This is a genomic window from Corynebacterium callunae DSM 20147, from assembly GCF_000344785.1.
Taxonomy (GTDB): domain Bacteria; phylum Actinomycetota; class Actinomycetes; order Mycobacteriales; family Mycobacteriaceae; genus Corynebacterium; species Corynebacterium callunae.
Map to the genome: position 1 here is coordinate 2,479,412 of NC_020506.1, position 25,483 is coordinate 2,504,894.

The 25,483-nt window shown below is 52.2% G+C and carries 18 protein-coding genes; 9 read left to right on the forward strand and 9 right to left on the reverse strand.

What is annotated here, in order from left to right:
- Nucleotide 1: 1 nt before the first annotated feature.
- The 5 genes from H924_RS11605 to H924_RS11625 form a co-directional block, all read right to left on the reverse strand.
- A complete protein-coding gene (locus H924_RS11605; protein WP_015652150.1) occupies nt 2–2,203 on the reverse strand; it encodes a hypothetical protein in 2,202 nt (733 codons plus the stop codon).
- Nucleotides 2,204–5,008 (reverse strand): hypothetical protein, encoded by a 2,805-nt coding sequence (locus tag H924_RS11610; RefSeq protein ID WP_015652151.1) that lies wholly within the window; start codon nt 5,006–5,008, stop codon nt 2,204–2,206.
- Nucleotides 5,008–8,604 carry a tubulin-like doman-containing protein gene (locus tag H924_RS11615; RefSeq protein WP_015652152.1) on the reverse strand — a complete coding sequence of 1,199 codons (3,597 nt, stop codon included), beginning with the start codon at nt 8,602–8,604 and terminating at the stop codon, nt 5,008–5,010. The genes H924_RS11610 and H924_RS11615 overlap by 1 nt, the downstream gene beginning before the upstream one ends.
- A 76-nt stretch (nt 8,605–8,680) precedes the next feature.
- Nucleotides 8,681–11,428, reverse strand: coding sequence for a vWA domain-containing protein (locus H924_RS14440; RefSeq protein ID WP_015652153.1), 2,748 nt, complete (start codon nt 11,426–11,428; stop codon nt 8,681–8,683).
- 8 nt (nt 11,429–11,436) lie between these two features.
- Nucleotides 11,437–11,991, reverse strand: coding sequence for a hypothetical protein (locus H924_RS11625; protein ID WP_015652154.1), 555 nt, complete (start codon nt 11,989–11,991; stop codon nt 11,437–11,439).
- Nucleotides 11,992–12,252: 261 nt separating this feature from the next.
- Between H924_RS11625 and H924_RS11630 the strand changes: the two genes are divergently transcribed.
- The 9 genes from H924_RS11630 to H924_RS11670 all read left to right on the forward strand — a co-directional run bounded on the left by H924_RS11630 (nt 12,253) and on the right by H924_RS11670 (nt 22,791).
- Nucleotides 12,253–13,626, forward strand: coding sequence for a dipeptidase (locus H924_RS11630; protein WP_015652155.1), 1,374 nt, complete (start codon nt 12,253–12,255; stop codon nt 13,624–13,626).
- A 328-nt stretch (nt 13,627–13,954) separates the two neighbouring features.
- A complete protein-coding gene (locus tag H924_RS11635) occupies nt 13,955–14,515 on the forward strand; it encodes a hypothetical protein (protein WP_015652156.1) in 561 nt (186 codons plus the stop codon).
- Between the two features lie 389 nt (nt 14,516–14,904).
- Nucleotides 14,905–17,982, forward strand: coding sequence for a Na+/H+ antiporter subunit A (locus tag H924_RS11640; protein ID WP_015652157.1), 3,078 nt, complete (start codon nt 14,905–14,907; stop codon nt 17,980–17,982).
- Nucleotides 17,983–18,474 carry a Na(+)/H(+) antiporter subunit C gene (locus H924_RS11645; protein ID WP_015652158.1) on the forward strand — a complete coding sequence of 164 codons (492 nt, stop codon included), beginning with the start codon at nt 17,983–17,985 and terminating at the stop codon, nt 18,472–18,474. It begins immediately after the preceding gene.
- A complete protein-coding gene (locus H924_RS11650; RefSeq protein ID WP_015652159.1) occupies nt 18,467–20,236 on the forward strand; it encodes a Na+/H+ antiporter subunit D in 1,770 nt (589 codons plus the stop codon). The genes H924_RS11645 and H924_RS11650 overlap by 8 nt, the downstream gene beginning before the upstream one ends.
- On the forward strand, nt 20,233–20,742 hold the full coding sequence (locus H924_RS11655; RefSeq protein ID WP_015652160.1) for a Na+/H+ antiporter subunit E: 510 nt from the start codon (nt 20,233–20,235) through the stop codon (nt 20,740–20,742). Before H924_RS11650 ends, H924_RS11655 begins: the two co-directional genes overlap by 4 nt.
- 3 nt (nt 20,743–20,745) lie before the next feature.
- Nucleotides 20,746–21,021: a monovalent cation/H+ antiporter complex subunit F gene (locus H924_RS11660; protein ID WP_015652161.1), complete on the forward strand. Its 276-nt coding sequence runs from the start codon at nt 20,746–20,748 to the stop codon at nt 21,019–21,021.
- Nucleotides 21,022–21,402 carry a monovalent cation/H(+) antiporter subunit G gene (gene mnhG / locus H924_RS11665; protein WP_015652162.1) on the forward strand — a complete coding sequence of 127 codons (381 nt, stop codon included), beginning with the start codon at nt 21,022–21,024 and terminating at the stop codon, nt 21,400–21,402.
- Between the two features lie 174 nt (nt 21,403–21,576).
- Nucleotides 21,577–22,791 carry an Nramp family divalent metal transporter gene (locus tag H924_RS11670; RefSeq protein ID WP_015652163.1) on the forward strand — a complete coding sequence of 405 codons (1,215 nt, stop codon included), beginning with the start codon at nt 21,577–21,579 and terminating at the stop codon, nt 22,789–22,791.
- Nucleotides 22,792–22,804: 13 nt separating this feature from the next.
- Here the strand turns inward: H924_RS11670 and H924_RS11675 are convergent, their stop codons facing one another.
- From H924_RS11675 to H924_RS11690, 4 genes are read right to left on the reverse strand one after another with little or no spacing between them, the layout of a single operon-like run.
- On the reverse strand, nt 22,805–23,407 hold the full coding sequence (locus tag H924_RS11675) for an alpha/beta fold hydrolase (RefSeq protein ID WP_015652164.1): 603 nt from the start codon (nt 23,405–23,407) through the stop codon (nt 22,805–22,807).
- A gap of 1 nt (nt 23,408) precedes the next feature.
- Nucleotides 23,409–24,545 carry a glutamate--cysteine ligase gene (locus H924_RS11680; protein ID WP_015652165.1) on the reverse strand — a complete coding sequence of 379 codons (1,137 nt, stop codon included), beginning with the start codon at nt 24,543–24,545 and terminating at the stop codon, nt 23,409–23,411.
- Nucleotides 24,546–24,598: 53 nt separating this feature from the next.
- Nucleotides 24,599–25,264 (reverse strand): LytR C-terminal domain-containing protein, encoded by a 666-nt coding sequence (locus H924_RS11685; protein ID WP_015652166.1) that lies wholly within the window; start codon nt 25,262–25,264, stop codon nt 24,599–24,601.
- Between the two features lie 5 nt (nt 25,265–25,269).
- Complete coding sequence (locus H924_RS11690) at nt 25,270–25,482, reverse strand: DUF3263 domain-containing protein (RefSeq protein ID WP_029703004.1); 213 nt, start codon at nt 25,480–25,482, stop codon at nt 25,270–25,272.
- Between the last annotated feature and the right edge of the window lies 1 nt (nt 25,483).

Below are 25,483 nucleotides of genomic sequence, written 5' to 3' on the forward strand. Positions count from 1 at the left end.
CCTATCCCCTATTCCAGGTGTTCAGACGCAGTTGCGCAGGATCCGGATCAATCAAAGCATTAACCGGCGCCATTGAATCAGCAGGTTGACGGATAAAAAGTCGCATCAGTGAGCTAGCTGGGTAGCTAAGAATCTGGGGATCAATTTCCCAATACTTCACTACCTGCTGGTCAACTGGACGCAAAGATCCAGCGCTAATGCCAGGGCTAAACTGCGCCTCATCTGGTTCATTGGTGGTGCCATCAATCATGCGAGTAAGCACCTCATCACCATCTTCTGGTTCCAAGGGCAAACGGCTGCGGTGAATACGCAAAGTAAATTGATCAAGCTGCTGGGAGGCTGGTTGATCACGATCAGAGAAAATGGCCAAGAAGAGCCTTCCTCCAATCACCTGCAGCTGATAGCTAAATTGGCGCACGCCACGGTAGTGCAATACCACTGGCTCGCCCCAAATCTGGTGTCCCTCATAAACACGAGAAGCAAAAAGTGCGATATCTCCAGGTCCAGGCAGTGGGAAACGCATTCCACCCTCATCTTGATAAGCCTCCTGATGGATGCTGACCAAGCTGGTTCCCGGGGTTTCTGGGGTCGGTCCAATGTGCTGCCCGGTGCCGGTTTCGCCAAAAACAGCCGTCACCTCATGAGCTTCCTCCGACCAACCGAAAGTAAGCAATTGGCTATTCACCCGCTCATGCAAGGTGGCATTGGTAATGGCGCCAACGCGCACCCGCGAATGGGTTTTACCAACCTGAGCTTGGTTACCCACCACGTTTACTGGGGTAATAAAGATGGAATACCAATCATCAGGCCAGGTCACCGTGCAGGAGGATTTTTCCCCCTCGAGGTCATTGGCCCAATCGCGACGCGCCAGACCAAAGCCCTCCAACTGATCAACTTCAATTTCATTAAATTGCAGGTCAGGATCAGGGGCCGTGGCAGTGCGATAAATCCTTACTTCACCAGAATGCGGTGGTTGCCAGGTCACCTTGAAGGTGGTGTCAAAGCCATCATCTTTTTCCACCACCTGAATAGGCACTGCCATGACCTCCGCAGGAACATTAATGGTTACTTCTTCTGAAGGAGCCGAAGCCAATTCCAAACCATTAATGGTGACAAAGCGCTGCGCGACAAATTTATACTCTCGACCACGATGTTGTGGCTGGAAACGGAAACCCTGCAAATTAGCAGTATCGGTGGCAATCTCATTACGCCTAGCCAAAGTCAAGCGCTCATTTTTGGGCACGGCAAAAACAGCAACCCGGTGGGTATGTTCAGCTGATTCCCACTGGCCTTTGACCTCTGAACCTGCGGCAGAGAGCTCAATTCCCGAAATGGGATGGATATAGGATTTCTCCCCAATCAACACCGGTTGAGATTGCACTGCATCATGTTCGGAATTCCCCTCATACATCCACACCTGATACATACGATAAGCAGTGGTCAAAGGAGCAGAATCTACCCATTTGGTGCCCACGGTAACTGCACGATGCTCACCAAAATCTGGATCCAGCTCAAAGGTTTGTTCATCACTGACAATGCGGAAAAGACGTGCCTTTTTTTGAGGAAGTTCTGGCAGTTCCCAATCCAGGCTTAATCCGCCCTGTTGATCTGGAACAACGCGCAAGCCCGCCCCAGCCAAAGGTTCTGGCCTGGCGAAGGCATCAAGGCGGGCAAATTCAAAGGCCGCCCAAGAGCGCAGGTTTTTATCTTCCTGTGCCGAATTATCTGCCTTGGCACGACGTTTGCCACCACGGCGTGATCCAGACTCAGTTGCTTTGAGGATATCTTTAGCAGCGGTGGCGGCAGGATTATCCTCCCTATGACGAGAATGCCTCCGCGGAGTTGGTTTGGATTCTGCCGGAGGAGTTTCAACCAGAGCTTCAACTGGCGCTTCAGGCTCTGCAGTCTTTTCTGAGGGTTCTGCTTTAGGCACTTCTACGCTCAGGTCTGGTTGAAAAAGCAGCGGGTCACTGCCGTCTTCAATGATGTCGGTGGTGCCCACGCGGGCATAACCGACAACACGACGCAGTGGCTTTGCCCAAACTAAAAGCTCAGGAAATTGTCCACCGGTTTTGAGTAGTTCCGGGTTTTCCGCAGCAGCAATAAGTGCCTCATCTTCGGGAAGTGAGTCCGCAGAATAACGCTCTCTGGCAACATCACGCCAGGTTCTAAAAGCACTAAGGATTTGGTATTCGGTGGACATTTAGAACTCCCCCATTCCTGGCAGCTGCGAGTTTTTGTTATTGCGGGCAGTGAATCCACCGTTATTAAAACGGTTGGGATCGACACCAGAGGTTTGGAAGTTTTCATCGACTGGCATGCCAGCAATTAGCTCCTGTGATGGCCCCGTTGGGTCAGGGAGTCGGAATGCAATGTCTTCCTTATTAACTGGCCCACTGACCTGCAGCAACACTTCACTCAAGCCGATGGAATCAAAGGCATTGATATGGGATTCGTATTTGCACAGACTTGGATCCAAATCCAAAATGTCATGCACGCGACCAAGTGGCGTAGCAATTTCACCATTAAAGGAACCTGTGGTGAGGTGCTCTTTAAGAGAAGAATAGGTGGGCGCAGGTACCTGTTTTCCGGCACGGTAAATAGTCAAAGAATCTAGTACACCAGAGCGCTGATTTTCTGAATCATTAACCAGCTCGCGGGTAATATTTTTCCAAGTGAACAAGCTGCGATCTTGGGCTAGGAATGCTTCATCATCAAAGCTGGCGGCCAGTCGGCCCAAATCACCAAAGGTGTTCTGGCCGGTGGAAGCCAGATAAGTTTTGGTATTTACCGGGCTACCGCTGCGATCAGCAAGGAGCTTGGCAGCACTTTCTATGCCGGCGTTTATATGTTCATCCAGCCAGCCTTGTTCAAAAACATCCCGGCGGAAGCGACGTGCTAGTTGCTCCACGGCTGCGGAATCTGGGGTGGCTTCAGCAAAAACCACAGAATCTGGAACAGAGTTTTCCAGAATTAGCGGGGCTTCGCTTTCCTTGCTAATGCGACCGAATGGCTGTGCCAAAAGGGTGCCCATGATCTTAGAAACTGCCAAGAATTGCTGGTATCCCACGTTGAGTCGCACAATGGACTTCTTTACCAACTCTAGGTTTTCTCGCGCAGTTTTGAGCTCTTGCATGGTGGTATCGCGGAACGCCTGGCGGCGAAGATCATCACGGGTGAGGCCAATATTTTGGAAAATTAAGCACAACAGCCAAAGGGCAAACCACACGCCAAACAGGGTCCACTTCTTGGTAGTAGAGACACTATTAAGGTGCAAGACCCAGGTATCAAGGGTGCCACCTGGTTCCAGGTTGGCATTTTTAAACCACCATACCCCGGCAAAAAAGATTGCCGACCAGAAAACTACATAACCCAACCAGCGGAAAATGCTGGCCATTTTACTGCTCTGGGAGCCTCGCTTTGTGCGTAGCTCTAATTGCGCAATAGTTGATTCCAGCTGACGGGCCTGCATATTTTGGTGCTGAAGACGATCCCGCAAACCCTGGGAGACAAAGTAGGCGAAGGACTTGGAGTTTTCTTCCTTCCACTGTTTGAATTCACCAATGGCGGCACCGATACTGCGTTGTCCACTATCGCTGTGGCGAGCTAGTTTTTCTTCAAATTTTTCTTGTCCCAGTACGTCATAGGGAGCTACTTCCCCATCATCCACGCGTACTTTGATTTCTACGGGCAGGGTGGAGCCATAGTTTTCGCTCGGTCCGGGGATTACGTCGGAAGCTTTGCGGGCAACAATGACGCGCTCTGAGGCATTTGTTTTCACCACGGCGGGGCGTCGAATAGCGTCCTTACCAAGCCCCATAAAGCGCGCATCTGCATCTAAGAGGCTTAGCGACATATTGGCATAAGCAGCCCACATACTGCCCAGATCGGAAGCTGCTTTAAGTTCAAGCTCCACTTGATTGGCCTGGGTACTGCGGTTTTCACGGCCATAATCCGCGCCTACTCCGCCGTGCCCAATGTGGGCCGCGGTGGAGGAAGTGCCATAAACACCTGCTTGAATGGCATCTTCTGCCAAGGTGGTGGTTTCCGCACGTAAATCCCGCCAGGCACGACCAGGGGTGGGAATAAGGTTCTTCCACCACGCGCCTGCAAACTCCTTGAGAGCTTGGCCGGAAGTAAGATTCCTAGTCTTTTTCACCAGGGTGTTCTTGGTTTCAGCCACTAAAGTTTTATCAAATTCCCCAAAAAGTTCAGCTGCGGCCTTATGCGCAAAATCCTCGGGGTTTTCGGTATATTGCGCGGTGAATTCAGTGCCAGGCTGCTCCTTGATTTTGGGCAAGGGGTTATCTGCAGTGGCCAGGATGAGATCCTTAAGGCGCGCTTGTACAGCTTGGCCATCAATATGCCGGTAGAAGGCACGTACCAGGCGGAAGCTTCCGCCCTTTGCTGGTTCTAGATCAGCGATCGGAGCGCTAGTACTGCCCTCCCAAAGTCCAAACAGGGACGCAATTCCTGCACTGCAGTGCAGTACAAAGCTATGATCTAGGTCGTCATAGTGATAAGCCACAGTTGAAGCATCGGGTCCGGGGCTATCTTCCGGCGCCAACATCAAGTTGAGATAACCGCTCAAAATTGGCAGTTGCCCCACCAAAGGAGCATTTACCGCAGTGATCATCAGGTTGGTGCGGTGAATCTCAAAATTCGAGCACACCGAATCAATCGTGCGAACCAAAGGCGATAGTTCCGCAAAGCCCAGAGTTCCAGCTGCTGAATCGACCACATTGATAACGCCGAGGTTCATCTTCTGCACGCCAGAGCGCGAGACCAGCTCATTAAAAGGCCGGCGCTCAATATGCGGTTGACCATGATCATCAACGCGCAGTTCAGTAACCAAGGAAGCCGAGTTTTCAAAAGCATCGGCATCCACCCACACCAGGTTGCGGATTAATCCGGTGGCGGTGAAATCTTCGATGGTTTGTCGAATGCCTTGGGAAAGCAATCCGCGCCCCAAAAATATGGTGAGCGTTTTATCAAAGGAATCTGCCACTAGAACTCCCCTTGACCGGGCAGGGTGGGACCAGAGTTAGTGGGGCGTGTGGGCGCGCCAAAACCAGTGGGCTTGTCGACGGGGGCTCCCAGCTTATAACACGCCTCAAGAACCTCAATCAGCTCAGCTGTTGCATCTGCAACGTCGACGGCAATGTCATGGAATACCGGAATCTGGGATGCCAAGGCTCTATCGGTGATATCCCCATAGGGGCGCTCAGCGAAGTTAAACATTTGGCCTTGGCCCAATTTATCGCTTGGCACATAGTGCTGCGCGATCTCATTTTGGCGCTGCAGCCATGCAACTGCATTCTTGAGGCGCTCCTCCGGAGTGACTCCGACTTCGGTTCCCTCGATCTGCAAGGCCTCCCCCGACTGGCGTTCGCCGTCGAAAAGCCACTTGTGCAGCAAACGACGCCCCTTGGTGGTGCGTCCCTCGCGGGATGGGCTTGGCGCGTCATCCCAGAGGTGGCGCAGCTCAATGTAGGGCTGTACCGAGGAAAATACTGGCTGTGCACCTGCGCGGGCCCAGGCCAAAGATACCGATTCCAGCAGGTTGGGCAGCCAATCCAAGGTAGCGCGGAAGCGGGAGGCGGGGGTCAACATTGGGGTGTCAAAGTTGATCCAGCTATTGCTGTGCTCATCAAAGATCTGTACCGGGGTGAGATCTGAGGTGTCCAAGGTGCCGGGGAAGAATACGCGACCGACCAATCGACCCACATACCAACCGCGCACCATGGCGTTTCTTTCCACATCGGTCATTGGCAGCGCTGCAGGAAGCGGACGGGTGCGGCGGCCATGCCAGAATTCCTCGCGCGTACCGGTGGTTTGGCGCCACTGCTTTTCAATCGGTGGCAACAAGGATTCAAAGACGATTGGCGCATAGTTGGGGTAGGAACCAAAGATGTCGATGGAACGCTCTTCACCCTGGTTAACCAAGGCCTTGCCCAAAGGTTTGGTCACATCAGCGGGGCGGTGGTTGGGGTAATCGCGCACTGCTTGCTCCAGGCTGGCACCGACTTCATCACCACCAAAAGGAATGCGTGAGAAGTTAAACTGGTAGCGCACCTCATCGTTGTAGATGGCACGCACCAATTGAGTATTGATCTGGGCTAGTGGCAAAGCGTAGGTCATTGCCTCGCTGAACTTACTCAACACCTGCTGGCGACGAGCCCGGCGCTCATGTTCAGACAATCCTGCTGCGGTAACAAATTCACGCAAAGAGCTGGAAATAAACTGCTGGAAGCTAAAGCCCGGACGGCGAATGTACTGACGTGAGCGCTCCAAAACAGCATCGGTTGAGATGTTGATATCAAAACGGGCGGGGCGGGGATCGCGGATAGCGTTGGGGTTGTTGGGATCGTGGGTAAGTTCACGGGAAACCCAAGTATCTTGCAAGACAATGAGGTCACGTGGTGCTTGCTCAGAACCAGAAAGTGATTCCCATTCGCCACTGACCACGCGGCTTGCAGATTCTGCCAAAGCAGAGGTGTAGTCGAAGTCTTGGCGCTGTTCGCTTTGAGCGGATTGAATAATATCTGCTTCAAATTGGCTCGGGAAGCTCTCCACCTGAGTAAGGAAGACTTCATTGGCAGCCTGGCTGAAGCGACGTGGCACCTCAGTTTGGCTTTCATCTGGCCACAATGCTGGAACATTAGTCTTGAGCTGGGAAACACCCAGGTTCACATCGGTGGTGAGCTCACTGAATTTCTCCAGATCGCGGTGTTTATCCGTGATGCTTCGCTGCAATGGAGAGAGGAAGTTATTGATGAAATCACGCAAGACACTGTGCATGTGGTGCGCAATATGTTGGGCACCACGTAGGCGCAGCGGAGTGGTATTTTCATCAGAAATTTCTGCGATGAGCTGGGCGGAATCATCTACTCTGCCCTTTGCACCCTCCAGCTGCATGCGCCTTTCATCAGAAAGTCCCACAGCTTCGGGGGTGCGCTGTTCCCAAATGCTATTTAATGCTGGAAGGGTGGAGATTTCAATCTGGTTGCGGATTTTATCAACTACGGCCTTTGCATAAGCCACACCATATTTACCAATTTCAGCGCGCACCATGTTCAAAATATGGTTCTGCAGCACTTCGGAGCTAGCCCAGAAGGACACACCACGGTAGAGCTCGCCCTTGGCGTCAAGATCAATCTGACGGCTGGCTTCTTGGAGTCCGCGCACAACATCGCTAACCCATTCATTGCCACGCTTGTTGTTAGCTTCGGGGATCTGTTCCTTGATCTTTTGGGCCATGCGGCGAGACCAGGATTCAATAACCTCACCGAAGTTGCCTCCGATCCAGTTAAGCTCATTGCCGCGTTCTGGAATTACTGCACTTAGCTGCGCCAAGAAGCTTTGTTCATTATTGCCCAAGCGCTTGGTGATTTGCTGGTCGGCTGAAGCATCATCACGCGGATCAATGTGTCCGTTCAGCAGGCGTTCTACCGATGAACGAGCCAGTCGCTGCGCTGCATATTCGGCATAACGATCACGGCCCATGGAAAGCTGTGCATATCCATAAGTACCCCAAGGAACGTTTTTGGCTTCTGCTGCACCCCAGGCGTATTTGCTCTGGTCAGCGCCTGATCCACCGCGGTTACCCAAGGTGAATTGCTTGTAATTATCCATGGAAACTTCATCGGACATCAGAGCTGCAAGGCCACGGCCGAGTGCGCGATAAACAGTATCTGGTTTGCCGTCACCGAGGAGTGCGCCGTTTTCACCGGAACGCACACCCACTGGGAAGATACGGCCGACTGGGATGGAATCATTTCCCACCGGAACGCCAAGGGCATTAAAGATGCGCTGGTCAGACTCTGTTGCAGAACCCAGCTGTGCTGCTACGAGCTCTGCGAACATAGCCAAAGCGTTGGGGTTGGTACCTGCAACTGCATCTGGAGAGAGTTGGGAGAAGATATCTGGGGTCACCATAAATAGGGAGCTTTGGCCAACCGCATAACCCTCCAGGCCGGTGAGCAAACGGCAGATATCCAAAGCCATCGAAGCACCAGCGCCACCAGCCATGGAAGAAACCACAAAAACCATAGGTTGTTCTTTGGAGGTATCGCCTGAAGAAACGGAGCGGCCATAAAGCTGGGAGCGGAGATCCGCTAGTTCACGCTCGGTTTCACCGGTAAAAAGAACATCCCAAGATTTACGTAGCTCCTGCTGGATTTCTTGTAATTTGCTCAGGATAAGCATGCGTCCAATGGAGCGATACTGGCCTGCACCTGCACTAATTGGGGTGGTTTCAGATTCTGGATTATCTAAAGCCCAGGTAGCAATGCTGCCCTGCGCACGGCGGGTGGCCAATTGGTTTGTCACTGCAGTGTCAACCGTGGCATAGCGGTCGGAGGAACCACAGGAAATATAACGTCCACCAGCTTCAGGGACGTTGGGAAGATTCGGTCCAGGGCGTTCCGGGGTGGTGGGAACGTCAACGGAAACAAATTGCCATGCACCTGGAAGTTTTACGTCTTTGGGGCTGTCATAACGCTCAGGCAAACGGTCCGCCAGGGTGGATTTAAGCTGATCCATCATATAAGCGAGGGTTTTGGCACCTGAGCCACCACAACCGACGACGAGAACTTTATGCATGTGAGTTTCCTTTAAAAATAAATAAATGAATCAGAGTTATACGATTTTATCGTTTGGGGCCAAGGCCCGCAGATTTCTACTGCGAGCCGAAGCCACCCGAGCCAAATCCTCCGGACCCAAATCCGCCAGATCCGAAACCACCTGAGTTACCTCCAGAGTTTCCACCAGTGTTGCCGGAACCTCCAGAGCTGGAACCACCGGAACCGAACCCGCCAGACCCGAATCCACCTGAGCCACCAAAAATCGTGGGGTCTGCTTGTGGGGTGCCCTTATTTTCTGCAGGGGCAGTCGGAGTAGCAGGCTTTTCCGGCGCAGCCCCACCGGATTTCTTGGTGCCGCGCTGCGGCTTGGTGGACTGCGCGGAGGCGGCGTCGCCAAGCATGTTTTTCAGCTTTTGGGCAAGTTCTGGCGCCTTGTCCTTAATGTCACCAGCCATGTGATGCAGCTGCTCCGGATCGGCAGGCAGCACGGGCAGCGCGATGAGATCAATGTGCTCAGGGTCGGTGGCCACCAGGAACCAGGTGCCCTGCACCACCAGTGGGAGCTTGGCCTTAGCATTTTCGGACTTGCTGTCATTGCTTATCGACGCCACCGTCTGCACCAGCGCCACGGGGGAAGCAATCGGGTTGAGCTGGAAGCGCTTGACCTTCACCTGGTGACCTGCAGCGTTAAAGGATGTGCCCTGGTGATTTACTTGGTTGGAGGCCGTGGTCTGGGAAGCCAACTCAGGGTATTGTTGATCTGCGAACCTGATCAGATCGCCCTCAAAAGTCAGCGGGATTCGAACCGCAGCAAAAGATTCAGATGGAATCTTGGAGGTGAAATAACGGATCGCGTACAAAATTGCCAGCGGAATAAGTAGTGCAATTAATAAAGCCAAGATAAATGCGAGCGCAAATTGCTTTGCGTCGAGGGGAACGCTCAAACTGCCTTCGGTTGGAATATTAACGGTAGTTTCATTGCCGCCTTCAGGATTGGAAATCTGAATGGACAAAGTACCGTTGACCAGGCCGTCGCGTAGCTGGCTCATGGTCAATTGCACTGGCAGGGTGCCTTTTTCATCAAGGCCCAGCACCAGCGCATTTTCTGCACTATCAAATTGGCTGCTTGCCGCAATGGAATCCACACCATCTGGCAAACTTCCGGACACGGACGTTCCTGCAGGTAGCCATACCTTTCCAGGGCCACTAATTGGAACCTCAACGGTGACTACCTCTTCTGAAGCACGGAAATTAAGGGAGCTGGGGACAATCGGCATATCCCTTTGGGTCACGCTAAGCCCGGTGCTATTGAGAATTGGGCTCAACGCTGTTCCTGGTTGGCCATCAACACCGGCAGTGGTGATAAAAGTGCTGGCATTTAGGGTGCCTAGGGCTGGGAATTCCGAGATCATGCTGAGTGGAAGTTCTGCTTGACCTGAGGTGATATCTAGGCCCTGTGCCAGGGAAACTTCTGCACCAGTATCTGCGCGCGTGAAGCTAAGATCCACCGTTGCAGAGCCTTCTAGTGCGCGTGGATTTCCTTCGCGGTCAACCAATTGCAGCTGCAGTGGCTGATCATCGCGCAGGTTCAGGCCAGTATCGCTAGCTTCACCGCCGCTAAATTGCAGCTGCAAATCAGGCTGAATAGACACTGAGTTAAACACTCGTCCATCGGCCTTAGAGGCATCAAAGCCTTCAAACTGCAGCTGCCAGACGCCCTTCCAATCCCCGCCAGCTGGCAGAGTTAAGGTGCCATCAGCCAATTGCACTGGAGAATTTTGTGATTCCCAAGTGATGTCTGCAGAGTTCAGACTGCCGGAACCATTTTCTACCAGCGAGATCTTCTCGCCGTTGGGGGCAGTTACCACCAAATGTGCCTGCTCACCCAAATCATCCTTAGCGATAACTGAAAAACGCACCGAATCCACGGAATTATCCAGGGTAAACACAAAAGGATCCCCGGCGCGTGTTTCACTCATGAGCTCACCACCGGTTGCCAGCGCTTCGCGGAAAGCGGCAAAAAGCCCGCCCACATTGTCGGCGGTAAAGAACGCGCCATTGGACGCTTCCACACCACACCGATCGCCGCCGGCTCCCGCACCTTCAGTGATACCTTGCAGCAAGCGGAAGTCAGAGGGGTTGCTTGGCGACGACAAACCGATGCCAATGTGGGTAATGCCACCTGCGCGCAAGCGATCGCTCACTCCACTGGGAGCACATAGTGCCTGTTGAGCTGTGTCTGCGCCTTCTTCGGCGGTAAGTGCGCCATCAGTGAAGGTGACCAACATGCGGCAGGCATCTTGGGATTCTGAACGGGAGAAATCTTGGTAGGCGCCATCAAGTGCAGCAGCATAATTGGTGTATTGCTCTGAAGTGCGCTCTGAAAAAGCCTGGATTTCTTGCAGGGTGCCATCCACAGAAGATTGGGAAAGCTCGGTCCATAGCCCATAGTTTTCAGCATCGGTGGTGCCTGATTTATAACTTTGGCCGAAACCTGCAACGCGTACCTTGGTTTGGAAACCTTCATCCTCCTGCTTATTCAGTAGCTCTTTAATAAAGCTCTGAGCTGCAGGGACACGGTTATGATCCGCATCTGCACCAGGGACGTTGGTATTTACATTGCCATCGCGGGCTTCGTGGATAAGTGATTCAGTTTCATCGATCATCACGATGACATCAAGGGCGCCTTTTTGCGCAATACAGGCGCCTACCTGATTAAGATTTCCACCTTGGCTAACTGGGGTTTCTTGAGCTACCGCCCCCGGAGCTGAAATCACGGCTGCGAGGATTCCCGCAGCTAGTACTGCCAATCCCCGAGAAACTTTAGGTGAGAAGGTAATCATGGATCTCCTTATAATTTCCCGAAGAACTGCGCGATATTAAACGCTGACCACACCACTGCAATGAGCAAGGCAACTGCGGTGAGATAAAAGAAGGCTTTGCGGCCAGGTTCATCACTAAAAATGCCATTTGCCTTCTTTTCATTAAGGCTCTTGAAATACCAGCTCAATGCGGAGATTCCGACAATTCCGGAAAATACCCATGCCGCCAAAGCAAAAATGAGGAATGAGGTATCTGTAGCAACTTGATCACTTATTAACAGCCACACATTCAGCACAATGCCTATTGACGCCAGCACCAGACTGGGAATGAGCTTTTCAACCGGAGCCTTAGTGATTCCACGTTTGCGGGAAGCTACCGGAGCAGAATCAAAGGAAGGCGCTGAGAATCCGCTATCGCCGCCACCAAAGGACCCACCGGCTGCTGGCCCTGCACCAAATCCACCAAAACCACCTGAATTTCCTGAGCCCGCCGAAAAACCGCCTTGGCTAGTGCCAAAGCCTGATTGGCCGCCGGAGGGAGATCCAAAAGAACCTCCAGACGGTGGATTAAAACCTTGAGACATAAGCAACTCCGCGATCGATCGGGGATTTCAAGTGGTACTCCAATCAAGGAAACCAGCTGGACTAAAAAGAACCAACTTTTAGATATCAACTATTTCCCGAAGTTTACTCAGCCTCCGGACACAAATTGGCTACAGCCTAAATTATTCGAACACTTCCTACAGGTTGTCTGGCCACAAGCAGGTGTTCCTTCTATAGTGCTCGCGAGTGCTAGCGTTGGGCTGCTTATCACTTGCTGCTCAAGATATATAAGGTGGAAAGGCATGAGCCAATTCAGCAATGTTCAAGAAATCAAAGGCCATCTCGAGGGCCAAAGGGATCAGATCTTCCAGCAGCTAAAAGAAATTGTCTCTTTTAACTCCGTGCACAGCGATCCAGCACTCCTTGACGACTACGAGGGTGCCACTAATTGGGTACGCACCGCACTCACGGATGCCGGACTTTCTGTCACCGAATACCCCGCCGAAGATGGAACCACCAACTTTATTGCCACCAAGGCTGGTTCCCCCGATGCGCCAAAGGTGATGCTCTACAGCCACTTTGACGTTGTCCCAGCTGGCCCCCTCGATCTGTGGGATTCTAACCCCTTTGAACTCACTGAACGTGACGCCGGCGAAGGTACTCGCTGGTATGGTCGCGGCGCAGCAGACTGCAAGGGCAACCTAGTTATGCACCTGGCTGCATTGCGCACCGTCCAGTCCCTCGGCGACACCAACCTCAACCTCACCTACGTCATTGAAGGCTCCGAGGAAATGGGAGGTGGTGCGCTCAGCGCGCTCATTCAGGAAAAACCAGAGCTTTTCGACGCGGATGTCATCCTCATCGCCGATAGTGGTAATGCCGCTGTTGGTGTTCCAACACTAACCACCACATTGCGCGGTGGTGGACAGATCACTGTCACCGTAGATACCCTCAAAGGCGCTGTTCACTCCGGCCAGTACGGTGGAGCTGCTCCAGATGCAGTCGCTGCACTGGTTCGTATTTTGGATACTTTGCGCGATGAACATGGCCGCACTGTCATTGATGGTGTGGATTCTTCTGCAGTGTGGGAGGGCGCTCCTTATGATCCTGAGACCTTCCGCACCGATGCCGGCATCCTCGATGGTGTTGAGATCATGGGCAATGGTGACAATCCTTCCAGCATGCTGTGGTCACGACCTGCAATTACCGTCACCGGTTTCACCTCAACTCCAGTAACTGAGGCACTTAATGCGGTACCAGCAACTGCCTCCGCGAAGCTTAATCTGCGTGTTCCAGCCGGCCAGGATGCCCATGAGGTCGCTGCAAAGCTCAAGGAGCACCTGATTAATCACGCTCCTTGGGGTGCCAAGGTTTCTGTAGAGATCGCTGATATTAATCAGCCTTTCTCCACCGATATTTCCGGCCCTGCCATGTCCACCCTGTCCCAGTGCTTGTCCGCTTCCTATGACAACAAGGAAACCGTCACTGAAGGTAGTGGCGGTTCAATTCCTTTGTGCACGGAGCTTATTGAGGTAAATCCTCACGCTGAGCTGGCACTTTATGGCGTCGAAGAGCCATTGACTGTGATCCACTCAGCCAACGAATCTGTGGATCCTCATGAGATTCGCGATGTTGCCACTGCGGAGGCACTCTTCCTACTCAACTACACAATGTAGCTTTTTAAGAAGTAGTACTTAACACATTACCCACCCCCGCAAGGGGGTGGGTTTTAACATTCTCCACTAGGACCTCTTGATCAATAATGTGACCGCCGTTACCATGGCGAACGTGACTAAAAACATTGACCTTAAGCGAGTAGCCAAGGCTACGTACCCTACGGCGGGATGAAGGACTGACTCCCCGCACTAGGGAAGTAGTCGTTAATCATCACCCACAACGCTTAAGAGTCGGTCCTCCACCTAACAGGATCCTGTACACACATTCTTTTCCAGAACCAGAAAAGAACGATCCTGCACTCCCTTAAAGACGCAAAGGACCGTGTCAATGTCTCTCTACCTCCGCACACAAAATTCCCGCCACTCCACCATCATCAACTTTCCACAGCGGGAAACCCACCCCCTCACTGCACCGCAGCAAACCCCCACTCAGCACACTCCAAACTCTGATCCTTTCCAGGATCGCTTTGGACACCAATTGCCTCGTGGCCTGCGTGAAGAAGCTCGAGGAATGGAATGGCGTACCTTCATCAACACCTACGCTCCCATGGGAAACCTGCGCATCTCCAACTTGGAATTTGAATCCCGCCGGGGCGGAATGTTCCACTACACCGCCACTATGATCACCAATTCCGAGCACCACCGCAGCACGTTTGACACTGAGATCATTGCTACCGGCCCAGTTTCTGCTTGCACCAACTTGCTTGCCGACGCCGGCCGTCGCATCGAAATCCTCGAATTCCATCAATTTGAGATCTTCGAAGCAACTGTCACCTTCATCTACACCTGCAACAACGTTCACCGCACCTGGGCTATGGGTTTTGGTGGCACCGCTGAACATTCCGCTGCAGCTGCAATGAGTTCGGCAGCCCACCTCATCTATGGGTAGTCGCTAAAACAAAAACCAACAGAGCAAAAACTAGTTCCCCCTCGAGAGCACTTTCTGGTGCACCCGCGGTGGAATTATTTTTCGCTCGAAAAACCACCATCTCGCTACGCAATGAACTGCATAAACATGAATTTCGAGTGCGTAATAGCCCTATATTAATACAGTGAAATTCGTTTTTCCGTTGGGAACACAGGCAAACGATGGGTAGACTTCATAAATATTGGTCGCGCCCTGATGCGACGCCGACCGAACTTGGGTGTTTCTCAGTTATCAACTTCGTTCTCGACATCGACGTGTGTTTCTAGCTGGGGGGTAGCACACGCGTCGGCGTTGTAAAAAGGTGTGGCTCCAGACAAATCCACAATGCGCAAAGGGGAACTGGAGATCGCGTGCTAATTCTTTTTCTCGCCCTCACTGCTGCCGCAGTGATCGCCCCCGTCCTTATCCGTACCGTCGGTCGCCCAGCATTCGGCTTGCTCGCCCTCGTGCCAGCAGCAGGATTCTTTTGGGTTACCTCGGAGTTTCTCAACGGCACCTTCCAGAATGGAGGTGAACTCCTCCTCCACTATGAGTGGATGCCCTCGGCACACCTGGATATTAACTTCCGCATGGATTCCCTGGCTGCACTCTTTTCCCTCATCATTTTAGGTGTTGGCGCGCTCGTCTTGCTTTATTGTTGGGGTTACTTTGATTCCAACCCTGGACGCCTAAGTGCCTTTGCTGGTGAGCTCACCGCCTTTGCGATGGCTATGTACGGCCTGGTGATCTCCGACAATATGCTGCTGATGTACGTGTTCTGGGAAATCACTTCTGTGCTTTCCTTCCTATTGGTCGGCTACTACGGCGAACGCGCATCTTCACGACGTTCAGCAGGACAAGCACTGATGGTGACCACCCTGGGCGGTTTGGCCATGTTGGTGGGCATTATCCTCATGGGAACCCAAACAGGCATCTGGAATTTCTCCGATATTCCCACCTATGAAGGTTCCTGGGCAGACGCACCATTTATCTCCGTTGCCGCTGCATTATTGCTGGCTGGCGCACTATCTAAGTCTGCTATCGCCCCCACCCACTTCTGGTTGCCAGGCGCGATGGCTGCGCCAACTCCAGTGTCTGCGTATTTACACTCCGCAGCGATGGTCAAGGCTGGCATCTATCTGGTAGCTCGTTTGGCACCTGAGTTTAATGTGGTGTCTTCGTGGTATTTGATTATCCTTCCGCTCGGCATGCTCACCATGATCATGGGCGGATGGATGGCATTGCGTCAAAAAGATCTCAAGCTCATCCTGGCCTATGGAACTGTTTCCCAACTGGGCTTTATTATTTCCGTCATAGGCATCGGCACCCGGGAAGCACTACTTGCAGGTCTGGCGCTTACCTTTGGTCACTCCCTGTTTAAGGCCACCTTGTTTATGACAGTCGGCGCCATTGACCACACCACCGGCACCCGAGATATTAGGAAGCTCTCTGGGCTGTGGCGCAAACAGCCCATTTTGCTGGTGGTTGCAGCAATTTCAGCAGCGTCCATGGCTGGTATTCCCCCGCTGTTTGGGTTTATCGCTAAGGAATCTGCTCTAACTGCAGTGCTCAATGAGAACATGCTGCACGGCATGCCAGGACGGCTTATGTTAGCGGGAATTGTGTTGGGCTCAATTTTCACCATGGCTTATTCTTGTTATTTCCTCTACGGTGCTTTTGCTACCAAGCTTGCTCTTTTCCCTGAGGAGCACGGTCAGTCACCTGCTGTGGCGAATATGCACAAGGTGAAATTTAAGCTGTGGATTGCACCAGTAGTTCTGGCTATCCTCAGCGTCGGATTGGGTCTCTTCCCCAAGCCCATCTCCAATGCCATTGTGACGCACATAGATAATGTCACCCCGGCTGCCCCTGATGCGCATAAGACGTATCTTGCACTGTGGCATGGATTTAATCTGCCACTGCTGCTCTCCACTGTCATTATCGTCATGGGCTTCCTGCTTTATTGGAAGTTGGAGACGGTGGAAAAGCTGCGCCCCAAGACTGCAGCTTTTGGTAGTGCAGATACCGCCTATGATGCGGTGCTGGATTTCTTGCGTGTGCTCTCCCTGCGTTTAACGGCATCCACCCAGCGTGGTTCGCTGACTTTGAACGTTGGAGTGATCTTCTTCGTCCTAACAGTGGTACCGCTGATTGCTTTGATCAGTGGAGATCGCAGCGCGGTGCGCATGGAATTGTGGGACACCCCGTTACAAGGATTTATCGCCAGCATCATTATTGTGATGGCGATTGTGGCAACCCGCATGGACAATCGTCTCTCGGCATTGATCATGGTTGGTGTTACTGGTTATGGCATTGCAGTTATTTTTGCCATGCACGGTGCCCCGGATTTGGCGTTAACCCAAGCTCTCGTGGAAACCATCGTCATGGTGGTATTCATGCTGGTCTTGCGTAAAATGCCAACGGAAGTTTCCTGGAAAGCTGACCCCAAAAACTCTCGTTTAAGGGCCTGGTTGGCAGCAGCTACTGGTTTCTCTGTTGTGATCATGACGATCTTTGCCATGAACGCCCGTGTCAGTGAACCGATCTCGGTGTACATGCAAAAACTTGGATATGAGATCGGGCATGGCGCCAACACCGTCAATGTTTTGCTGGTGGATCTACGTGGCTTTGATACCTTCGGCGAAATCTCCGTGCTGGTTATTACGGCAACGGGTATTGCCTCTTTGGTTTATCGCAATCGCAGTTTCCGCAAGGATTCGCGTCGCCCCACCCTTGCTACTGCAGGTCGTCGCTGGTTGGCAGCTGCGGTGGATACGGAAAGGGCGCAGAACCGTTCTTTGATGGTGGACGTGATGACCCGCCTGCTCTTCCCATCCATGATCTTGTTGTCGGTGTATTTCTTCTTTGTTGGCCACAATTCTCCAGGTGGTGGCTTTGCCGGTGGTTTGGTTGCCTCACTAGCTTTTGCCCTGCGTTATCTGGCCGGTGGTCGTGATGAACTTGAGGAAGCACTGCCCATTGATCCCGGCCGTATCCTCGGCTCCGGATTGTTAATTTCTGCCACGGCAGTGTTGTGGCCCATGCTCATTTTGGGTGAACCACCGCTGAGCTCCCATATTTTGGATCTTAAACTGCCCCTTATTGGTGAAATGCATATTCCATCAGCACTGATCTTTGACCTCGGCGTATACCTCATTGTGATTGGTTTAGTTATGCATATTCTCACCAGTTTGGGCGGCCAGCTCGACCGCGATGAGGAAATGCGTAAGCAGCGTGCCCGCGATCGCGCGCGCCGTCTGGCGCGCAATATGCGTCGCAAGCAGACAGCAACGGTTGGCGCGCGCAGCAGCGCCACTGCCGGGGAGAAAAAGCCCCGCCCACTCCCTTCTATTAAGCCGCAACAAGCTGAAGGCAGTGTGCCGAGTGAAAACCGCAATGATGGAACGTCGATAAGCACCCGTGAAATTACCCAAGAAAAGGAACATTAAATGGTAGCCAACCTTTTCCTCTTACTTGCTGCGGGAACACTCATTGCTGCGGGTGTATATCTTTTGCTTGATCGTGCGATGACCAAGATGATTATGGGTCTGATGCTGATGGGCAACGGCGCCAATCTGCTGATTTTGGTCTCTGGTGGAACAACTGGTTCGCCACCAATTTTGGGACGTGAAAATGAGCTTTATGGCGATAAGATTTCTGATCCGCTCGCCCAAGCCATGATTTTGACAGCCATTGTGATTTCCATGGCGATGACAGCGTTTATGCTCTCTTTGGCGTATCGCCAATACCGCTACCGTACTGAGGACTTTATTGAAGATGACACCGAGGACGTTGCCATCACTGTGCGCCCCAATTTGGCTTCGGCAGCACCCGATCACGATGCTTCCGATGATCCAGAAACCGGGCGTATGACCTCCAGTGGCGATGTTTTTGGACCTGAGTCCTTTGAATCACCAGTAAAGGGGGCCAAAGATGAGTAATGATCTTTATAACTTCTTGGTTCCCCTCCTGCCTTATATGGTGTCAATGCCCGTTATTTTGCCAGCAGTGGCAGCTGCACTCACACTGATTTTGTCCAAATATTTAACTGCCCAACGTATAGTCACCATGACTGTGCTGCTGTTTCTTATTGGGCTTAATGCCACCATGTTGTATTTGGTGGACCGCGAAGGTATTCAAACCCTGCAAATGGGTGGCTGGGATGCGCCGGTCGGCATTACCCTGGTGGCCGACCGCCTTTCCGTATCCATGCTGACGGTTAGTTCCATCGTGCTCTTTACCGTGATGTGGTACGCCATCAGCCAGGGCATTAGGGACGGTGGCAAAGATGAGCCAGTGGCCGTGTTCCTGCCTACTTATCTACTGCTATCTATGGGTGTGAACCTGGCCTTTTTAGCAGGCGATCTTTTTAACCTTTATGTTGGTTTTGAAGTTTTGCTGGTGGCCTCATATGTGCTGCTCACCCTGGGTGCCTCGCCGGCGCGTGTGCGTTCTGGAGTGGGTTATGTGATGGTTTCCATGTCCTCTTCCATGGTGTTCCTCTTTGGTTTGGCCATGGTTTATGCCTCCGTAGGCACCTTGAATATGGCACATATCGGCCTGCGGATGGAGGAAATTCCTTCCGGCACTCGCGCTGCCATTTTTGCGGTGCTTTTGGTGGCCTTTGGCATTAAGGCTGCAGTGTTCCCGCTGGATTCTTGGCTCCCAGACTCCTACCCTACTGCTCCTTCGCTGGTCACCGCGGTGTTTGCGGGCTTGCTAACCAAGGTGGGTGTGTATTCGATTATTCGTGCCCGCTCGATTATTTTCACCGATGGTTCCTTGGACACCATGTTGATGTGGGTTGCTTTGGCGACAATGTTAGTGGGCATTCTTGGCGCTATGGCGCAAAATGACATTAAGCGTTTATTGTCATTTACCCTGGTCAGCCACATTGGTTATATGATCTTCGGTGTTTCCTTAGGCTCTGCGCAGGGTCTTTCCGGTGCCATTTTCTACGCTATCCACCATATTTTGGTACAAACCACTCTCTTCTTGGTGGTTGGTTTGGTGGAGCGCCAAGCAGGTTCTTCTTCACTGCGTCGCCTCGGCTCCTTGGCTTATTTGTCCCCTCTGCTGGCCTTTTTGTACTTCATTCCGGCCATCAACCTGGGTGGCATTCCACCTTTCTCTGGCTTCTTGGGCAAGGTAATTTTGCTGCAAGCTGGCGCGGAAGAAGGCAGTTGGATGGCTTGGATTCTCATTGCAGGTGCAGTAATTACCTCTTTGCTAACCCTCTACACCATGGTATTGGTGTGGTCTAAGGCTTTTTGGCGCGATCGTAAGGACGCTCCCGACGGCGCCACTGTATTGGCCCGCCCGGCACCTTTAATAGATGTGCAGGATGAGGTTTCAGTAACAGACCGCACCGATGTGGGTCGCATTCCCTTCGGCATGGTGGCCTCAACGTCCGTCCTGGTCCTTTCATCGCTGGCGGTATCTGTGCTAGCAGGGCCACTTTCCTCAATCACGGGCCGGGCGGCCGAATCTGCCCAAGACGTCAGCATTTACCGCACCGCAGTGCTGGGCCCCAACTATGAGGACCCCTCCCGCACCTTGGAAATGGAGCGTTATGACGCCAACCGCGATGACATCAGCCACCGCATTGACGCCAACAACGCAGGATTAAAAGAACAAGAGAGCTTTTCGACGGACACCTCGCCCTCGGAGTCCGGAATTATTTCCGCGGAGGATCCATCATGATCGAAGGATTAAAAAGGCGCTTTCGCCCCTACTTTGTTGTCTGGCTAACCCTCATGTGGGTCATGCTAATGGCCGAATTTACTTGGGCTAATTTTATTGCAGGCCTCCTGGTAGCTCTTGCTATTGTGCTCTTTTTGCCCATGCCTGCCATGCCGGTGGCTAACCTGTCTATCCGATGGAAAGCTCTTTTTGCTCTGATTCTGCGCTGGTTTTGGGATTTAGCAAAGGCGTCGGTGAAGGTTGCATGGCTGGCTTTGCGTCCAGCTGATCCTCCTAAAACAGCCATTCTCAAAGTGCCAATGCGTGTAAATAATGAGCTGGTCTTAGCTATCGGCACGGTGCTATATAACTTGCAGCCTGGTGGCACGGTCACCGATATTGATATTGCTAATCGTATGTGGACAATCCACGTTTTGGACGCCGATGATGAAGCTGGTATTCAACGTGAAATTAACAATGTGGCAGAGCTTGAACGTCGCTTAATCTACGTCTTTGAAAGGAGCTAAGCGATGGATCCTAATCTTTATAACATCGGGCTGACAGTAGCTGCAGCTTTCTTCATGCTGTCTTTTATCTTTGCCAGTTATCGCATTGTGGTCGGCCCAAATTCCATCGACCGCTTACTCGGACTTGATGGCACAGTTTCCATGATTCAATGTGCCATGGCCACCTATATTTGCTGGACGCTGGATACCACTGTCAGCAATGCCATGATTGTGATTGCCCTTTTAGGATTTATTAGCTCGGTCTCGGTTGCCCGCTTTAGGAAGAGGGATGGTGCCTAAATGAGCATTCAATTAATTACCGATATTGTCTCCTTGGTTTTTATTATCCTCGGCGCATTTTTATCATTTTCCGCTTCTGTTGGCCTATTGCGATTCAAAGACTCCATGTCTCGTGTGCATGCCATGACAAAACCCCAGACCACAGGACTAATCCTTACTGTGGCAGGTGCTGTTATTCGCATTTTGGGCCATGAAGATTTTAATCAATCCCACCGCAGTGATCTTGGTCTTCTAGTACTGCTGGTAGTTTTTGCCCTGCTGACCAGCCCAGTTACCGCACAGCGTGTAGGCCGTGTCTCCCGACGTGAAGGCCTTTACGGAGCCAAAGAAGATATGACAGCTAATGCCGCACCGGCCGAAATGAACATTAAGGGAAAATAACTAGCGTCCCTCATTGATCCCCCGCACTGGCTTTAACAGTGTCGGGGGATTGCTGTTTTTAAGCCCACATAATTTCACTGCGCCGAACCTTGACGAAGACTGCGCCTGCAGGAGTATCCTCAAAACATTAGAATGTTCAACTGCTTGAAGTCTTGACTTCAAGAAAGGATCAGCATGACGCAGCACAAGGTTTCACTCGCCCGTGTGATCGGTCCGGCGTTTGTAGCTGCCGTCGCTTATGTCGATCCTGGCAATGTAGCTGCCAATATTTCCGCCGGTGCACAATATGGATACCTCCTGGTCTGGGTTCTCGTGCTATCCAACCTCATGGCCATGCTGATCCAATATGAATCCGCCAAGCTTGGCATCATCACTGGAAAGTCACTGCCCCAGCTTCTCGGTGAAAGGCTAAACAAACCAGCCCGTTTAGTCTTTTGGCTCCAAGCAGAAATCATTGTTATAGCCACAGACTTTGCCGAAGTTATCGGCGGAGCAATTGCGCTAAATCTACTTTTTGAACTGCCGCTTTTATGGGGTGCCGTTATCACCGGGGCGGTCTCCATTGTGATTTTGCTTGTGCAAGGAACTTCCAGACACCGCGCCTTCGAAGCAACCATCATTGGTTTATTGGCCATTATTTGCATCGGCTTCCTCGCCGGATTATTCCTCAATCCACCAGATGCAGCAGGTGTTGCAGCTGGCCTAATCCCCCGTTTTGCAGGCCCGGAAACAATCGTCCTCGCGGCCTCCATGCTGGGAGCCACCGTTATGCCACACGCAATCTATCTGCATTCTTCGCTGGTCCGTGACCATTTCCATGGGAACAACACCCGCCCTGAAATAACCCAATTGCTCTCGCACACCCGCAAAGATATCTTCATCGCACTTGCCATCGCCGGTGTGGTGAACATTGGGCTGTTGTTACTTGCAGCTAGTTCACTTTTTGGGGTGAGTGGCACAAATACCATCGAAGGTGCACACGCCGCCATTGTGGATAATTTAGGAAATGCCATTGGCATGCTTTTTGCCATTGGGCTCTTAGCCAGTGGTTTAGCATCCACCTCAGTTGGTGCCTATGCAGGCTCTGAAATTATGGCTGGCTTATTGCATATGCGTATCCCGGTACTAGCTCGTCGCATCATCACCGTCATTCCGGCACTGATCATTATCGCTGCCGGAGTTGAGCCCACCCGCGTCCTTGTTATTTCCCAGGCATTGCTGTCAGTGGGCATCCCCTTTGCGATCATCCCGCTATTTCGATATGCAGGTTCACACCAGATCTTGGGCGTTTATGCTTCCAGAACCTGGGTTCGAGTGTTGTGCTGGCTTATCGCTGCAGTCATCGTCACCCTCAATGTGGCATTACTGGTGTCAGCCTTTAAGGCTTAATTCGCACTGGCTTCTAGCTCTTTAAGAAGTTATTCAGTGCCCAGCCGGTTTCACTGCCATGGGTGCGGTAAGTCAAATGCCCTGCCCCATCGATGAGGTGGCTCGTTACCTGTGGCAACTGCTCAGCCAAAGCAGTACCCTGAGCATTTTTGGCAGCGCCGCCTTGGATAATCAAGGTCGGAGTGTGCGCTTGGCCAAACGCCGGGGTGGGTTCTTCCTGAGCCTTATCCAACTGGCTGAGCACGTCTTTTTTGCTCTGCTTGCGGAATAAAAATCCAGGAATCACCTTAAGCGCCGATTTAGCCTGCTTAAGCTGCTTTTTATCGAGGAGCACCAAGGGGGAATCAAGGATGAGTTTTTCCACCCGCTGTGGTTGCTGCGCGGCAATTTTTAAAGCCACACCGGCTCCACTACCCGCAGCTACCAACACCACTTTGCGGATTTCCTCGCGGTCTAGATAGGACTCCACCGCGCGAATTCCATCATCGAGGGAACCCGACCACGGCATAATGCGTGGCTTTAACCCAAGTTCCGGTGAGATTTCATTGACCACATCGGTAAAAACATCAGGCATCTCGCGGTTTTCCGGAATGAAAACAATATGACGGCTGTGCACGCTATTCTCCTCCGAGAGGCCTGAGCTGCTCCATTTCTGAACACGCAAGGTCTACGGCAGCGAGCCAACTACCAGTGCGTTCAAATTCCCTGCGCTGGCGTTCATATCCGCCACCACGCTCCAGGATTTCCAAAACAAGCTCAAGCTCACCAGAACATCCCAGCTCAGCAGCCAAAGGATGCAGCTGCGCTATCGTGCGGCGTAGTTCATCTTGCACCATGGCTTCATCCGTATCGCGGGAAATAATAATTTCCGCATCCAGGCCATATCGTGCAGCACGCCACTTGTTTTCAGAGACATGCCAAGGCTGCAGCGTTGGCAAAGTTTCACCGCGGTCAATCATGCGGTCGTAGTGCACCACGAGGCAATGAATTAGTGCCACCACTGCAGAGAGCTCGCGCAGGTTGGAGGTGGAATCGGCAATACGCACCTCAATGGTGCCCCACTTGGATGCAGGACGGATATCAAAGTGCATTGAACCAGTGTGGTTAATAACGCCTGATTTATCCTGGTCAGCCATATAACTTACCCACTCACCCCAGCTTTGGAATTGGTAGGGCAAACCAGCGGTGGGAAGCTGCTGATACAACATGGTGCGGTTGGAGGCATAGCCGGTATCAATGCCATCCCAAGCCGGTGAGCTCGCAGAAATTGCCAGGATATGCGGGTAGTTAGTCACCAAAGCATTGATAATTGGCCAGACTCGGTCTTCATGGCTAATGCCCACGTGCACATGAATTCCCCAAATGAGCATTTGGTTTCCCCAGTACTGGGTACGCGCGATGATCTCATCATAGGAACCTTTTTCTGACACCGGGTTTTCCCGGAAATCAGAAAAAGGATGTGAACCAGAGGTCCATAAATTCAGGCCCAGCTCATCGGCTGCTTCTTTAACAGCGGACAAGCTGTGGTCAAGATCAGCAATGGCTTCCGGCACGGTGTGGCAAATTCCGGTAACCAATTCCACGGTGTTTTGGAGAAATTCTCTTTCCAAATGCACATCTGGGTGGCGCTTGCTCACAATATCCAAAATCTCCGAGGCGCGTGGCGCGAGGTCGCGGGTTTCTGGATCAACCAGTGCCACCTCCCATTCCACACCGAGGGTCGGTTGCGGTGAACGCTTAAACTCAATGCCCATGGCGTGAGCCTCCTCAAAACTTTTGGGAATTATTGCTTAAAAACTAGGGGTTTCTACAGTGCTACGTCTTGGGTCAAAACCAAGACAATGGCGTCATTTCCTTCGGTTTCCTTAGGCAGAACGTCGGTACGCGCTACGGCAATGCCACCAACACGGTCCGCGAGTTCACGAGCAGCCTCTTCAGCAGCAGTATTACCTGGGGTGAAGTACACGGTGTTTTCTGGCACAACTACATCGGAAAGGTTGCCGGATTCTACGTGCTCATAGTCACCCTTGAGTTCATCAGCAACACGTGCTGCCAACTGTGGAACGGTGGAGTTATTAAGCACGTGCAGGGTGGTTACCGGGGTACCTGCAGCATTAGCGGAACCAGCAGCACCGGTTGCACCAGCAGCAGGCGCACCTGCCGCAGCAGTTGCGGGAGCAGAAGTGTTAGCACCTGCAGCAACCGGCGCAGAACTAATTGGAGCAGCAGCTACGGAGCTTTGTGCGGGTGCTTGGGAAACAGCCGTTCCAGCGACAGTAGTTGGAGATTGGGTTTCGGTGGTGGCAACCGTTGAAGAATCGTCTTTGCTGGTCATTGACCAAAGTGCCCAGGCACCCAAAAGCACTGCTACTGCGATCAAAATCATGGCAAAACCACGCATGGGTAGCCCACCTGCGGCAGGGCCAGGGGTGGGAGTGGGATCCTGTGGAGAATTCTGCATGTCCGAAGTCATGGTGATTAGTCTATCTTTCCAGCGCGTCGCCGTAACCTGGACACCAATGTTGGGTTTAGTTTCATGGCGTCGGGGGTATCAATAATGAGGTTAAGCCGCTGATAATAACGCACCGGGGCTATATCAAAAGTGGCCCGAATGGCCTCCTCTTTTGCACCTACACCGCGGGGTGCGGAGGCCTCAAAGTTGAGGATCTTTAAATCATCTGCGGATAGCATG